General features: G+C 74.2%; 12 protein-coding genes, 1 other RNA gene and 1 pseudogene. 8 read left to right on the top strand and 6 right to left on the bottom strand.

Going from position 1 to position 13,842, the window contains the following annotated elements:
• A pseudogene (locus GV126_RS10830) lies at positions 1-1,177 on the bottom strand (hypothetical protein); the annotation flags it as partial.
• 221 nt (positions 1,178-1,398) lie between these two features.
• Here GV126_RS10830 and GV126_RS10825 point away from each other — a divergent pair.
• From GV126_RS10825 to GV126_RS10815, 3 genes are read left to right on the top strand one after another with little or no spacing between them, the layout of a single operon-like run.
• The gene (locus GV126_RS10825) at positions 1,399-2,256 is read left to right on the top strand and encodes a Nif3-like dinuclear metal center hexameric protein (protein ID WP_159664796.1); all 858 of its coding nucleotides are present in this window, start codon (positions 1,399-1,401) and stop codon (positions 2,254-2,256) included.
• On the top strand, positions 2,253-2,996 hold the full coding sequence (locus GV126_RS10820) for a zinc ribbon domain-containing protein (RefSeq protein ID WP_159673526.1): 744 nt from the start codon (positions 2,253-2,255) through the stop codon (positions 2,994-2,996). Before GV126_RS10825 ends, GV126_RS10820 begins: the two co-directional genes overlap by 4 nt.
• 26 nt (positions 2,997-3,022) lie before the next feature.
• A complete protein-coding gene (locus GV126_RS10815; protein ID WP_159673524.1) occupies positions 3,023-4,213 on the top strand; it encodes a bifunctional RNase H/acid phosphatase in 1,191 nt (396 codons plus the stop codon).
• On the opposite strand, the gene GV126_RS10810 is transcribed toward GV126_RS10815, so the two are convergent.
• Positions 4,188-4,880 carry a bifunctional 4-hydroxy-2-oxoglutarate aldolase/2-dehydro-3-deoxy-phosphogluconate aldolase gene (locus GV126_RS10810; RefSeq protein ID WP_159673522.1) on the bottom strand — a complete coding sequence of 231 codons (693 nt, stop codon included), beginning with the start codon at positions 4,878-4,880 and terminating at the stop codon, positions 4,188-4,190. The genes GV126_RS10815 and GV126_RS10810 overlap by 26 nt on opposite strands.
• A gap of 95 nt (positions 4,881-4,975) precedes the next feature.
• Positions 4,976-5,779, bottom strand: coding sequence for a peroxide stress protein YaaA (yaaA, locus tag GV126_RS10805; protein ID WP_159664793.1), 804 nt, complete (start codon positions 5,777-5,779; stop codon positions 4,976-4,978).
• A 175-nt stretch (positions 5,780-5,954) separates the two neighbouring features.
• Here yaaA and GV126_RS10800 point away from each other — a divergent pair, with 175 nt between their 5' ends.
• On the top strand, positions 5,955-6,533 hold the full coding sequence (locus GV126_RS10800; protein WP_159664790.1) for a Uma2 family endonuclease: 579 nt from the start codon (positions 5,955-5,957) through the stop codon (positions 6,531-6,533).
• A 55-nt stretch (positions 6,534-6,588) separates the two neighbouring features.
• An RNA gene (gene rnpB / locus GV126_RS10795) (RNase P RNA component class A) lies at positions 6,589-6,993 on the top strand.
• 172 nt (positions 6,994-7,165) lie between these two features.
• Here the strand turns inward: rnpB and GV126_RS10790 are convergent.
• Entirely contained in the window at positions 7,166-7,606 is a 441-nt protein-coding gene (locus tag GV126_RS10790; protein WP_201299826.1) for a MazG-like family protein, read from the bottom strand.
• A 276-nt stretch (positions 7,607-7,882) separates the two neighbouring features.
• On the opposite strand from GV126_RS10790, the gene GV126_RS10785 reads away from it, so the two are divergent.
• Positions 7,883-8,209: a hypothetical protein gene (locus GV126_RS10785; protein ID WP_028422356.1), complete on the top strand. Its 327-nt coding sequence runs from the start codon at positions 7,883-7,885 to the stop codon at positions 8,207-8,209.
• Positions 8,210-8,309: 100 nt separating this feature from the next.
• Complete coding sequence (locus GV126_RS10780; RefSeq protein ID WP_236569947.1) at positions 8,310-9,557, top strand: D-alanyl-D-alanine carboxypeptidase family protein; 1,248 nt, start codon at positions 8,310-8,312, stop codon at positions 9,555-9,557.
• 490 nt (positions 9,558-10,047) lie between these two features.
• Here GV126_RS10780 and GV126_RS10775 read toward each other — a convergent pair whose 3' ends face one another.
• Entirely contained in the window at positions 10,048-10,932 is an 885-nt protein-coding gene (locus tag GV126_RS10775) for an SDR family oxidoreductase (RefSeq protein WP_202035913.1), read from the bottom strand.
• 164 nt (positions 10,933-11,096) lie between these two features.
• On the opposite strand from GV126_RS10775, the gene GV126_RS10770 reads away from it, so the two are divergent.
• On the top strand, positions 11,097-12,737 hold the full coding sequence (locus tag GV126_RS10770) for an alkaline phosphatase D family protein (protein WP_159664787.1): 1,641 nt from the start codon (positions 11,097-11,099) through the stop codon (positions 12,735-12,737).
• Here GV126_RS10770 and GV126_RS10765 read toward each other — a convergent pair.
• Positions 12,724-13,815: a Gfo/Idh/MocA family protein gene (locus GV126_RS10765; protein ID WP_159664784.1), complete on the bottom strand. Its 1,092-nt coding sequence runs from the start codon at positions 13,813-13,815 to the stop codon at positions 12,724-12,726. The two genes, GV126_RS10770 and GV126_RS10765, sit on opposite strands and share 14 nt — an antisense overlap.
• Positions 13,816-13,842: the final 27 nt, after the last annotated feature.

The following is a 13,842-nucleotide window of genomic DNA, read 5'->3' as shown; positions in this document are numbered from 1 at the left end:
CTCCCGGCACCGCCCGGCCCCCCGGCCCCGCGCCTTCCGCGGCCGGCAGCCGGGGTACGTGGTCGCCCTGGGCGACCTGGACGACGCGGGTCAAGCGCGGGGCGGCGGGCTCCCGCGCGGGCGGCGTCCAGCGCGCCACCCCGCAGGGCACCGCGTCCGTGACGTAGGGCAGCCGCAACTGGCCGTCGCCCGTCCACACGCCCGCGCCCGTCAGCCACCCCTCGGGCGCGGGCAGGTGGCGTACCCGGCGCTCCGTGGGGCGCCACACGCCGATCCAGGTGCCGAACGGCCCGTCGCAGCGCAGCGCCACCGCGCAGTGCTCCGGCGTGAGGACCTGCCCGGGCTGGATCGCGAACGGCGTCATCGCGCAGTCGGACGTCCGCAGGCAGTCGGGGAAGCGGACCGGCAGCGTGCTGCCGAGCACCCCCCAGCCCAGCCGCGGCTCGCCCGGAGAGGGCGCGTCCGAGGCGATCAGCAGCAGGCCGCTGTCCGGGTCGGCGAGCAGCAGCCGGTCGTCGCTGTGCGGGGCGATCTGCAGCAGCGGCGAGACCGCGCCCCCGTGGTCCAGGTCCACCACCACCGCCTTGGTGCGCCCGTGGATCCGCCGGTCCAGGGCCAGCAGCCGGCCGGTGCGGTCCAGCCAGGCGCCGCCCGAGCACGGCCCCGGCACCTCGGCCAGGTGCTCGGGCCCGAAGGCGCCGCCGGCCACCAGCCACACCGCCGTCGAGTGCGGGCCGACGGCGAGGGCGTACGCCCGCTCGCCGCCGGGCGCGGGCGGCAGCAGCCGCAGCCGGGTGCCCTCCGGGCACTCGACCGCGCCGAGGGGCAGTTCACCGGTGCCGGGACCGGTCGGGTACAGCAGGGAGAAGGTGTGCCGGCCGGCCACCAGCCGCCGGATGAGGACGCGGCCGTCGCCCATCGGCTGCACCTCGGTGCCGGGTTCCTCGGGCTGGTTGCCGGGCAGCGGCACCGCGTACGGCTCGGGGCCGTCCAGCGTCCAGCGCTCCGGGTACCAGGAGTCGCCGCTGCGGGCGAGCCGGGCGGCGTAGGCGCCGTCCGTCGTGATCGCGCAGGCCGCCGACCGCGCGCCGGCGGTGTCCGCACCGGCCGCCGAGGGCGGTGGCGGACCTCCCTGCTCGGGCGTCGCGGAGAGCCCCGGAGAGGCACAGACTGTCATCGCTCGGTCACCTCCTGTGAGGACGCTAGTTTTCGTTCGCACAGACGGAGGACCGGCGGGCGGGTGCTTCACACATACGGGTGGCCGCGGAACGATTCTGTTGAAGAAATCAGGACAGATGTGCTGCGAAAACCAGGACGGATGTGCGGGTCGCCCCGGTGGTCCCGGCGGGGCGAAGGCGCCGGTACAGCCGGGCCGGACACCCGGGTAGCCTTGCACTCGTGCCCCGTCTGTCTGAAGTCATCGCCGCGCTGGAGAACCTGTGGCCCGCCGAGCGTGCCGAGTCCTGGGACGCGGTCGGCACGGTCGTCGGCGACCCCGACCAGCAGGTCACCCGGGTGCTGTTCGCCGTCGACCCGGTGCGGGAGATCGTCGACGAGGCGGTGAAGCTGGGCGCCGACCTGCTCGTCACCCACCACCCCCTCTACCTGCGCGGCACGACCACGGTGGCCGCCTCCACCTTCAAGGGCCGCGTGGTGCACACGCTCATCAAGAACGACATCGCCCTGCACGTGGCCCACACCAACGCCGACACCGCCGACCCCGGCGTCAGCGACGCCCTGGCCGGCGCGCTGGACCTCAGGGTCGTACGGCCGCTCGTCCCGGACCCCACCGACCCGGAGGGCCGCCGGGGCCTGGGCCGGGTCTGCGAGCTGGACCACCCGCTGACCGTCCGCGAGCTGGCCGCCCGCGCCGCCGCGTGCCTGCCGGCCACCGCCCAGGGCATCCGCGTGGCCGGCGACCCGGAGGCCACCGTGCGCACGGTCGCCGTCAGCGGCGGCTCCGGCGACAGCCTCTTCGACGCCGTACGCGCCGCCGGCGCCGACGCCTTCCTCACCGCGGACCTGCGCCACCACCCCGCCTCCGAGGCGGTCGCCCACAGTCCTCTCGCGCTGCTCGACGCGGCGCACTGGGCCACCGAGTGGCCCTGGTGCGAGCTGGCCGCCGCCCAGCTCGACGAGATCTCCGACCGGCACGGATGGGACCTGCGGGTCCACGTCTCCAAGACGGTCACCGACCCCTGGACCGCCCACGCGGCGTCCACCACCACCGACGAACCCCTGGGAGCCCCCAACTGAACGCCGCGCCCGCCGACCAGATCCGACTCCTCGACGTCCAGTCCCTCGACGTCCGCCTGCAGCAGCTGGCGCACAAGCGGAAGTCGCTGCCCGAGCACGCCGAGATCGAATCGCTGAACCGGGACCTGACGCAGCTGCGCGACCTGCTCGTGGCCGCCCAGACCGAGGAGAGCGACTGCGCCCGCGAGCAGACCAAGGCCGAGCAGGACGTGGACCAGGTGCGCAAGCGCGCCGCCCGCGACCAGCAGCGCCTGGACTCCGGCGCGGTCACCTCGCCCAAGGACCTCGCCAACCTCCAGCACGAGATCGCCTCCCTCGCCAAGCGGCAGGGCGACCTGGAGGACGTCGTCCTGGAGGTCATGGAGCGCCGGGAGTCCGCGCAGGAGCGGGTGGCCGAGCTGACCGAGCGCGTCGCCTCCGTGCAGGCCAAGGTCGACGACGCCACCGCCCGCCGGGACGCGGCCTTCGAGGAGATCGACGGCGAGGTCGCCTCGGTGACCAAGGAGCGCGAGGTCGTGGCGGCCGCCGGCCCCGCCGACCTGCTCAAGCTGTACGACAAGCTGCGCGAGCAGCAGGGCGGTATCGGCGCGGCCAAGCTGTACCAGCGCACCCGCCAGGGCTGCCGCCAGGAGCTGGCCATCACCGAGCTGAACGAGATCCGCGTCGCCGCCCCCGACACGGTCGTCCGGTGCGAGAACTGCCGCCGCATCCTGGTGCGCACCGCCGAGTCGGGCCTGTAGGAGCGGTGGGCGTGCGGGAGTCCGGTGTGCGGGAGTTCATCGTCGAGGCCGACGGCGGTTCGCGCGGCAACCCGGGGCCCGCGGGCTACGGTGCCGTCGTCCGGGACGCGGCGACGGGGGAAACCCTGGCGGAGGCGGCCGAGTACCTGGGCGTGGCCACCAACAACGTCGCCGAGTACCGGGGCCTGCTGGCCGGCCTGCGCGCCGCCCGGGCGCTGGACCCGCAGGCGGCCGTGCACGTCCGGATGGACTCCAAGCTCGTCGTGGAGCAGATGACGGGCCGCTGGAAGATCAAGCACCCGGACCTGAAACCGCTCGCGACCGAGGCCGCCCGCGTCTTCCCGCCCGAGCGCGTGACCTACGAGTGGATCCCGCGCGAGCGCAACAAGCACGCCGACCGCCTGGCCAACGAGGCGATGGACGCGGGCGCGCGGGGCGAGACGTGGTCGCCGTCGGGGTCGGCGGCGGAGCCGGCGGCGGCGCAGGCGGGTGCGGTCCACCGGCCCGAGGACGCCGTACGCGCGGACCGCGACGCACAAGCCGCCCGCACCGTCTCGACCGTCTCGTCCCCCGGCTGGGCGCCCGCCGACCTGGGTGCCCCGGCCACCCTCGTCCTCCTGCGGCACGGTGAGACGCCTCTCACCCCGCAGAAGCGATTCTCCGGCAGTGGCGGCAGCGCCCCGTCCCTGTCCGCGACCGGCCGCGAGCAGGCGGAGAAGGCCGCGGCGGCGCTGGCCCGGCGCGGCACGATCCAGGCCGTCGTCTCCTCCCCGCTGGCCCGCACCCGCGAGACCGCCGGCATCATCGCCGCCCGCCTGGGCCTGGAGGTGGCCGTCGAAGACGGCCTGCGGGAGACCGACTTCGGTGCCTGGGAGGGCCTGACCTTCGCCGAGGTGCAGGAGCGCTACCCGGACGACCTGAACGCCTGGCTGGCCTCCCCGGACGTCGCGCCGACCGGCGGCGGCGAGAGCTTCACCACGACCGCCGCCCGGATCGCCGCCACCCGCGACAAGCTGGTCGCGGCGTACGCGGGCCGCACGGTGCTGCTGGTCACGCACGTCACGCCGATCAAGACGTTCGTGCGCCTGGCCCTGGGCGCGCCCCCGGAGTCCCTGTTCCGCATGGAACTCTCGGCGGCCTCCCTGTCGGTGGTGGCGTACTACGCGGACGGCAACGCCAGCGTCCGCCTCCTCAACGACACGTCCCACCTGCGCTGAGCTGCGCCGCCGCGCGGGCCAGCTCCTCGATACGGTCCCAGTCGCCGGCGGCGACCGCGTCGGCCGGGACCATCCAGCTCCCGCCGACGCAGCCGACGTTGGGCAGCGCCAGGTACTCGGGGGCGTTTTCCGGGTCGACGCCTCCGGTGGGGCAGAAGCGGGCCTGCGGCAGCGGTCCGGCGAGTGACTTCAGATAGGCGGTGCCGCCGGCGGCCTGGGCCGGGAAGAACTTCATCTCCCGCACCCCGCGCTCCAGCAGCGCCACCACCTCGGACGCGGTCGAGACCCCGGGCAGGTACGGCACCCCGGACGCGGCCATGGCGGTCAGCAGCGAGTCCGTCCATCCCGGGCTGACCAGGAACCGCGCCCCCGCGGCCACGCACTCGCCCACCTGCTCCGGCGTGATGACGGTACCGGCGCCCACGGCCGCCTCCGGCACCTCGGCGGCGATCGCCCGCAGCCCGTCCAGCGCGGCCGGGGTCCGCAGGGTCACCTCGATCGCGGGCAGCCCGCCGGCCACCAGCGCCCGCGCCAGCGGCACGGCCACGGCGGCGTCGTCGAGGACGACGACGGGCAGAACGGGGGCGAGATCCAGAACGGAGGCGGAGGCGGGGCCGGAAGCGGACGTGGAAGCGGACGCGTCCGCGCCGGGCAGGGAAGAGGGCATGGAGGACATGGCGTCATCCTGCCCGCGTGATGCAGCACGCGCAAAAGCCATTGCACACCCTGCAACGCGGTCGGCGTCAGTGGCCGGCCAGCGGATCAATGGATCTCGGTCACCACCACATCCAGAGCCCATGCCTTGCCGGCCTTGGCAGGGGGCTCGGCCTCCACGGTGTAGCCGAGATCGCGCAGCGCCACCACCAGCTCGGCGGGGTCCTCGGGAACGGTCCCGTCGGCCAGCAGAGCGCGCACGATGCGCCCCTTGGTCGCCTTGTTGAAGTGGGAGACCACGGACCGCTTCTCGACCCCGTCCACGACCTGGGAGTGCAGCACCCGCACGGTCGCCGTGCGCCCCGCGACCTCGCCCTTCGGCTTCCAGGCGGCCGCGTAGGCGGAGGAGCGCAGATCCAGCACCAGCCCGTCCCCGGCCACCTCCGGCAGCACGGACGCCATCGGCGTACGCCAGTGGGCTGCCAGCGCACCGAGCCCCGGCAGCTTCACCCCCATCGAGCACCGGTAGGACGGAATCCGGTCGGTCACCCGGACCGCCCCCCACAACCCGGAGAACACCAGCAGCGACCGCGCGGCCCGCCGCTTGGCGGCGGCATCGAGCGAAGCGAGGCCGAGAGCGTCGTAGAGCACCCCGGTGTAGATCTCCCCGGCGGGCCGCGTGCCCGCCGTGCGCAGCGCGGCGTTCTTGGCCACCTCGCCCCGCAGCCCCTCGCTCAGCCCGAGCACCTCCCGCGCCTTGCCCTCGTCCCCGGCGCACAACTCGACCAACTCGCCGAGCACGGCCTCCCGAGCGCCGGTCAGCCCCGGCAACGACAGCGACTCCAGCGCCAGCGGGGCACCGCGCCCCGCGGCGGGGGCCTTGCCTTCGGACGGGGGCAGCAGCACGAGCACGGGGTCTCTCCTTCTCCGGCGCACCTTCTTCGGCGCTCTGCGCCAGGGTACTGAGGGCGACGTGGGCGACGGGGGCGGCGGTCCTGTGCCACGATCGAGGGAACGGTTCCCGATCTCATGGACGGGTGATCTTGGGATGTCCGAGCCTGGCGAGCGACCGAAGGAGGGGCGCGACATGGCCGCCGTAGCGCACGAGCCCATCACGCCGGCCGAGGGGCTGCTGGACATCTTCCTGTCCCTCGACACCCCGGAGGGCTTCCGGGCCGAACTGATCGAGGGGGAGATCGTCGTGACGCCGCCGCCGGACGGGGACCACGAGGACTGCATCAGCCAGATCACGAAGCAGGTGATCAGGCGATCCCGGACCGACATGGACTTCTCCGGGAACAAGGGCCTGAAGCTGAAGAGCGGGCAGGGCTGCCCGAAGGACCACGTGATCCCCGACGGCACCTTCGCCCCCGCGGCGCTGCGTCTGTACCGGGGCGCCGACTCCTGGATGCCCTGCGACGGCGTCGCCCTGGTGCTGGAGGTCACCTCCACCAAGCCCAGGGCCGACCGCGAGACCAAGCGCCGCTGCTACGCCCGCGGCGGCATCCCGCTCTACCTGCTCGTCGACCGGGAGGCCGCATCGGTCACCCTGTTCAGCGAGCCGGGGAACGACGACTACCGCGGGGTGTGCACCCTCCCCTTCGGCAAGCCGCTGCCCCTCCCCGAGCCGTTGGCCTTCGACCTGGAGACCACGGACTTCCTCTGACCGGTGCCCGGAGCGGCGCACCCGGCGCGCCCGGTAGCATGGTCCACACGGCAGACGAGCCGGGCGGACGGCCGCGTGGAGTTCCCGCAAGGGGGCTTCCCGAGGAACGTCCGGGCTCCACAGGGCAGGGTGGTGGCTAACGGCCACCCGGGGTGACCCGCGGGACAGTGCCACAGAAAGCAGACCGCCGGGGACCTCGGTCCTCGGTAAGGGTGAAACGGTGGTGTAAGAGACCACCAGTGCCCAGGGTGACCTGGGCAGCTAGGTAAACCCCACCCGGAGCAAGGTCAAGAAGGAGACACCCCGGTGTCTCTGCGCGGATGTTCGAGGGCTGCCCGCCCGAGTCCGCGGGTAGACCGCTGGAGGCCGGTGGCAACGCCGGTCCTAGATGGATGGCCGTCGCCGGAGGGCCCGCGAGGACCCTCCGGAACAGAACCCGGCGTACAGCCCGACTCGTCTGCCGTTCAGGTCATGGACCTGCCTGCACGCTCAGGAAATGCTCGGATGATCTTGCGCTGGGGAGAATCCGGGGAGGACGTAGGTCCACACCGCGAACGCCGGATCGTTGTGCCCCAGCCGCGCCGCCGAACAGGGGAGTCAGTGCCGGCGTCGTGTCGGCTCACGCCGTGACGCTACGAGGAGGTGCCGGCGGCCGGTGAACCCGGTCCCGCGGGTCCCAGCGAGCGGTCCCTGACCCGTGCCAGGTGGTGCGCGAAGACCGTGCGGGCCTCGGGGGTCAGGGTGCGCAGGGCGACCAGGGCCGTGATGACCACGTCGCACAGCTCCGCCTCGACGTCCTGCCAGGTGTGCGTGGTGCCCTTGCGCGGGTTCTGGCCGGTGGCGCCGATCACCGCCTGGGCGGCCTCGCCGACCTCCTCGGACAGTTTCAGCAGGCGCAGGAGGAGCGTGCGGTCGCGGTCGCCGGCCTGCGTGCGGTGTGCCTCCAGCCAGGTCCACAGGTCGTCGATGGTGGTCCACAGGTCAGGGGGCGGGGGTGGTGATGATGGTGGGTCCGGTGGTGCTGGTGCTGGTCGCAGGCGCTTGGCCGGTGGTGCCGGGTGCTCGTCGGTCATGCGCGCAGCCTGCCCCGCTCGCCGGGGCGCCATCCGCCCACCGGGCGCCGTCCCGAGGGCACCGGGTACCAGCCGCTCACCGGGCCGCCATCCCGACGGCACCGGGTAGACCCCGCCTACCGTGCCGCCATCCCAACCGCACCGGGTAGACCCCGCCCACCGGGCCGCCGTCCCAACCGCACCGGGTACTGCCCGCCCACCGTGCCGCCACCCGCTCGGCCCGCGCCCGGTGCCCTCCGGATGGCGAGGCGGAGGGCGCGGTGTGACGCTGCCGACATGACGATTCAGACCGCCAAACTCAGCGACCCGGCCGTCCGCGCTTTCGTCACCGCGGTCAACGCCCACGACCGCGAGGGCTTCATGCAGGTGCTCGCGCCCGGTGCGACCATGGCGGACGACGGGTCCGACCGTGACCTCGCGGAGTGGATCGAGCAGGAGATCTTCGCCACACACGGGCACATGGAAGTCGACAACGAGTCCCGGGGCGGCCGCACGCTCATCGCCCGCTACCGCAACGACACCTGGGGCGAGATGCGCACCCGCTGGTCCTTCACCGTGGCCGACGACGGGCGCATCACCCGCTTCGAGACCGGGCAGGCGTGAGTCGCCGGAGGGTGCGTGACATCCCTCCTTTGGTGATCTTTTGGCCATCCTTTGAGGATCCGTCGTGCGCGGGCCCGCACTCGCTTTGTACGGTCCCGGAGTGCGCGTTTCCTCTGACTCCCGTCCCGCGACCTGTGCTCCGACCCGTGCCCCGAACGCCGTGTCCCGGCGGGCCCTGCTCGCCCTGGCCGCGGCCGCGCCCGCGGCGGCCGTCGCGACCCGGGGGACGGCGGCGGCCGCCACCGGCGCGGCCCGCACCACCGTGGTGGGCGGCGAGCGGCTGGCCCGTGGCGGGGTGCAGGCGAGCCGTCCCGCCGGTCTGCCGCGCAAGCTGACCGCCCGCGCCTGGCTGGTCGCCGACTGGGAGACCGGAGAGGTGCTCGCCGCCTGTCGCGCGCACGAGCGTCTCGCGCCCGCCTCCACGCTGAAGATGCTGTTCGCGGACACGGTGCTGCCGAAGTTCCCCCGCACCGAGCGGCACACCGTCACCGAGGCCGACCTGGCCGGGATCCCGGCGGGCTCCAGTCTCGTCGGCGTCCAGGCCGGGACCACGTACACCGTCGAGCAGTTGTGGCAGGGCGTGTTCCTGCGCTCGGGCAACGACGCCGTGCACGTGCTCGCCCACATGAACGGCGGCGTCGCCCGGACCGTCGCCGAGATGCAGGCCAAGGCGGAGGACCTGCAGGCCCTGGACACGCACGTGGTCAGCCCGGACGGCTTCGACCATCCCGGCCAGCTCTCCTCGGCGTACGACCTGACGCTGTTCGCCCGGCACGGGCTGCGCAACGCCGACTTCCGCGGCTACTGCGGCACCCGGACCGCCCAGTTCCCGGCCGGGCGGGGCAAGACCTTCCAGATCCAGAACACCGACCGGCTGCTGAGCGGGACGTGGGGGCTGAAGCCGTACGACGGCCTGATCGGCGTGAAGAACGGTTACACCAGCCACGCCGGCAACACCTTCACCGGCGCGGCCGTGCGCGGGGGCCGGACGCTGCTGGTGACCGTGATGCACCCCTCGGCCGGTGAGAACGCCGTCTACGAGGAGACCGCCGCGCTGCTGGACTGGGGCTTCGCCCAGGGGAGTTCGGCGCGTGCCGTGGGCACCCTGGTGGAGCCGCTGAGCGAGGGCGGGGCGCAGGCGGGCGGCCCGTCCGGGCAGAAGGCGCCGGGGGCCGCGACCGGCGCGGCCGGTCCTGCGGCGGACGACCGCGGTCCCTCGGGCTGGCGGCTGCTGGAGGGCGGCGCCGGGACCGCCGCGCTGGTCGCCGGTGGCGTGTGGGCCCTGCGCCGCCGGCGCCGCGCGGCGGTCGCCGCGGACCCGGGCAGCGGCGGCCGCCACCGCCGCTGACCCGGCGGGGGCCAGGAGCCGCCCGTACGGCATCGCCGTCGCCGGCCCACGCGCGGCGTCCTCAGCCCGTCCCGCATCCGAGCCGGCCTCGCATCGCCCGGTCCCGGCTCGGCGTCGGCCCACGCTCGGCGCGTCCTACCGCCCTGGCCCGCATCCGAGCCGGCCTCGCATCGCCCGGTTCGGGTTCTGGCTCCGCGCCGCCCGACGCGCGGAACCTTCGGCCGCGCCCCGCGAACGGCATCGTCGGTCCACGCGCGGCGCGTTCTCGGCCCCGTCCCGCATCCGAGCCGGCCTCGCATCGCCCGGTTCGGGTTCCGGCTCCGCGCCGCCCGATGCGCGGCACCCTCAGCCGCGCCCCGCGAACGGCATGGTCGGCCCCCGCGCGGCGTCCTCATCCCGGACCCCATCGGACCGGGCCTCGCATCGCCCGGTCCCGGCTCGGCACCGCCGCCCGCGCGGCATCCTCAGCCGAGCTCCCCGCACGGCACCCTCAGCCCCGCCCCACGAACGGCATCGTCGTCGCCAGGACCGTGGCGAACTGCACGTTCGCATCCAGGGGGAGTTCGGCCATGTGGCGGACCGTGCGGGCGACGTCGGCGACGTCCATCACCGGTTCCGGGACGACCTCCCCGTTCGCCTGGAGCGCGCCGGTCTGCATTCCGGCGGTCATGTCCGTGGCCGCGTTGCCGATGTCGATCTGGCCGACCGCGATGCGGTAGGGCCGTCCGTCCAGCGACAATGACTTGGTCAGGCCGGTCAGCGCGTGCTTGGTCGCGGTGTAGGCGACCGAGTGCGGCCGGGGCGCGTGCGCGGAGATCGAGCCGTTGTTGATGATCCGGCCGCCCTGCGGGTCCTGCTCCTTCATCTGCCGGTACGCCGCCTGCGCGCACAGGAACGCCCCGTTGAGGTTGACGTCCACCACGTGCCGCCAGGCGTCGTAGGACAGGTCCTCCACGGGCACCCCGCCCGGCCCGAACGTCCCGGCGTTGTTGAACAGCAGGTCCACCCGCCCGAACCGTTCCACGGCCGCCGCGAACAGCGCCGCCACGTCCTCCGGCCGGGAGACGTCGGTGCGCACGGCGAGCGAGGCCGCCCCGGGGACGCGCGCCGCCGTCTCCTGAAGGGGCTCCGGGCGGCGGCCGGCCAGGGCCACCGACCAGCCGGCGCGCAGCAGTTCCACGGCGACGGCCCGCCCGATGCCGGAGCCGGCGCCGGTGACCACCGCCACCCGCGAGACCCGTTCCGTACCGGCTTCCTCCCTGCCGACGGCTTCCCTGCCGGTCCCTCTCGTACCGGTCTCTCCCGTACCGGTCTCTCCCGTACCGGTCTCTCCCGTACGGGCTTCTTCCGTGCCGGCCGTTTCCTCGGTGTTCATGATCCCGCAGGGTACGCGCGGCCGGGTCGGCCCCGCCGGGCGGAACTCGTGCGGAACCCGCGGCGGAACTCATCCTTCCGCCATGGGTTCGTCATGCTCGTGCCAAGAAGCCGTCGTTCCGGTCCGGTCGAATCCCCGTGCACCCATTCCAAGGGGAGGACCGGATGACACCCGCGCACCGCCAGCCCTCGCACGCGCCCGAACTGCGCGCCGCCGCCCGCGCCCTGGGCCGCCGCCGCTTTCTGACCCTCACGGGCGCCGCCGCCGCACTCGCGTTCTCCGTGAACCTGCCGGCCGCCGGCACCGCGAGCGCCGCCGAACTCGACCCCGCCCGCATCACCGCCGACCCCTTCACCCTCGGTGTCGCCTCCGGCGACCCGCTGCCGGACTCCGTGCTGCTGTGGACGCGCCTGGCGCCCACCCCCTACCAGGCGGACGGCGGGCTGCCGGCCCAGCGGGTCCCCGTCGGCTGGGAGATCGCCCTGGACGACCGCTTTCGGCGGGTCGTCAGACGCGGTACGGCCACCGCCCACCCCGAGTTCCAGCACACCGTGCACGTCGAGGTCGGCGGCCTGACGCCCGGCCACGTCTACCACTACCGCTTCCGGGCCGGCCGCTGGATCAGCCCCACCGGCCGCACCCGCACCGCGCCGCCGCGCCACAGCCGGTTCCCCGGCCTGTCCTTCGGCCTGGTCTCCTGCCAGCGCTACGACCAGGGCTACTACACCGCCTACAAGCACCTGGCCGAGGAGGACGTGGACCTCGTCTTCCACCTCGGCGACTACCTCTACGAGTACGCCGTCAACTCCGCGGGCGGCGCCCGCCGCTACGCCGCCGGCACCCTGCCCGCGCTGTTCGACCACGAGACGGTGACCCTGGAGGACTACCGCCTGCGGTACGCGCTGTACAAGTCGGACGCCGACCTCAGGGCCGCGCACGCCGCCCACCCCTTCGTCGTCACCTGGGACGACCACGAGACCGAGAACAACTACGCCGACGACGTCTCCGAGTCCGAGGGCCCCACCGACGAGTTCCTGCTGCGCCGGGCCGCCGCCTACCGCGCCTACTGGGAGAACATGCCGCTGCGCCGCCCGCAGCTGCCCGACGGCCCCGACCTGAAGCTCTACCGGCGGCTGCACTGGGGCCGGCTCGCCCAGTTCGACGTGCTCGACACCCGTCAGTACCGCTCGAACCAGGCGTACGGCGACGGCTGGCAGTACTCCGGTCCCGAGTCGGAGGACCCGGCGCGCACCCTGACCGGCGACGCCCAGGAGCGCTGGCTGATCGACGGCTGGCACCGCTCGGACGCGCTGTGGAACGTGGTCCCCCAGCAGGTCACCTTCGCCCGGCGGTACAACTCCACCACCCTGCCGTCGAAGGTGTCCATGGACTCCTGGGACGGCTACCCGGCCTCCCGCGAGCGGGTCCTGGCCGGCGCCCAGGCGGCCGGCGTCGAGAACCTGATGGTCCTCACCGGCGACGTCCACGTGCACTACGGCTTCGACATCAAGCGCGACTTCGACGACCCGCGGTCCAAGACCCTGGGCACCGAGATCGTCACCTCCTCCATCACCAGCGGCGGCGACGGCTCGGCCAAGCCGTCCAACTGGAACACCCTCATGACCGCCAACCCGCACCTGAAGTTCTTCAACGGGCTGCGCGGCTACGCCACGGTGTCCCTGGAACGCCGCCTGGCGCGCGCCGAGTTCAAGACGGTCTCCCACGTCACCAGCCAGGGCGCGCCGCTGACCACCGCCGGTTCGTTCGTGACGGAGGTCGGGGAGCAGGGCCTCAAGCCGGCGTGACGGCGCTCTCGCCGGCGTCCTGCGCGGCCGGCCGGTCCTGCACGACCGGCCGGCCGGGAGCGGCCGCGGGGTCCGCGTCGCCCGGGTAGCGCACGCCGATCCGCTCGCGGATGGCGTCCAGCGTCCGCATCACCGCCAGCGTGCCCTCCAGCGGCACCAGCGGCGACTCGGTCTCGCCCGCGCGCAGGGCGCGCATCACCTCCAGCGCCTCGTGCCGGTAGCCGGCGCGCGGACCGTCGGCCGGGTCCGCGGCGAACTCCTCGGGCTCGCGGCCGTCGCGGTGCAGCACGAACCGGTCGGGGTTGAAGAAGCCCGAGGGGATGTCGATCCGGCCCTTCGAACCGGTCACCGAGGCACCGGTGGCCGTGCCGCCGGTGATGGAGCAGTGCACCTGGGCCAGCGCGCCGCCGTCCCAGCACAGCAGGGCGCCGGTCTGCAGGTCGACGCCCTCGGGCGAGAGCACCGCACGGGCCGTCACGTCCGACGGCTCGCCGAGCAGCAGCTGCGCGAACGACACCGGGTACACGCCGAGGTCGAGCAGCGCGCCGCCGCCCAGCCGCGGGTCGCGCAGCCGGTGCGCGGGCGGGAAGGGACCGGCCAGCCCGAAGTCGGCCTGCACGGTGCGCACCTCGCCGATCGCGCCGTCGTCGACCAGCGCCTTCAGCCGCCGCACCAGCGGATTGCAGTACATCCACATGGCCTCCATCAGGAAGCGCTTCTGCTCCCGGGCCAGCGCCACCAGGTCGGCCGCCTCGCGCAGGTTGAGGGTGAACGGCTTCTCGCACAGCACGTTGCGGCCCTCGCGCAGGCACAGCCCGGCGGCGGCGTGGTGGGCGGCGTGCGGGGTGGCGACGTAGACGACGTCGACGTCGGCGTCCCGGGCCAGCTCCGCCCAGGTGCCGTAGGCCCGCGCGGCGCCGAACCGCTCGGCGAACGCCCGCGCCGACTCCTCCCGGCGGGAGGCGACCGCCACCAGCTCCGCTTCCGGCAGGTCCACCAGGTCCGCCGCGAACGCGGCGGCGATCCCGCCGGTCGCCAGAATCCCCCAGCGCACCTTCTCACCCGTCGAACCGGACATCGCGGACCCCACCCTCGCTCACGTGTT

Origin of the sequence: Streptomyces mexicanus, from assembly GCF_902506575.1 — a bacterium.
GTDB classification, from domain to species: domain Bacteria; phylum Actinomycetota; class Actinomycetes; order Streptomycetales; family Streptomycetaceae; genus Streptomyces; species Streptomyces mexicanus.
This window is presented reverse-complemented; position numbering and strand designations above follow the sequence as displayed.

Coding starts and splice junctions, on each gene's coding strand:
- GV126_RS10800 (WP_159664790.1), top strand. CDS start 5,955: ATGGCCGCCGTAGCGCACGAGCCCATCACGCCGGCCGAGGGGCTGCTG.
- GV126_RS10775 (WP_202035913.1), bottom strand. CDS start 10,932: ATGAACACCGAGGAAACGGCCGGCACGGAAGAAGCCCGTACGGGAGAG.
- GV126_RS10790 (WP_201299826.1), bottom strand. CDS start 7,606: ATGACCGACGAGCACCCGGCACCACCGGCCAAGCGCCTGCGACCAGCA.
- GV126_RS10765 (WP_159664784.1), bottom strand. CDS start 13,815: ATGTCCGGTTCGACGGGTGAGAAGGTGCGCTGGGGGATTCTGGCGACC.
- GV126_RS10785 (WP_028422356.1), top strand. CDS start 7,883: ATGACGATTCAGACCGCCAAACTCAGCGACCCGGCCGTCCGCGCTTTC.
- GV126_RS10810 (WP_159673522.1), bottom strand. CDS start 4,880: ATGCCCTCTTCCCTGCCCGGCGCGGACGCGTCCGCTTCCACGTCCGCT.
- GV126_RS10770 (WP_159664787.1), top strand. CDS start 11,097: ATGACACCCGCGCACCGCCAGCCCTCGCACGCGCCCGAACTGCGCGCC.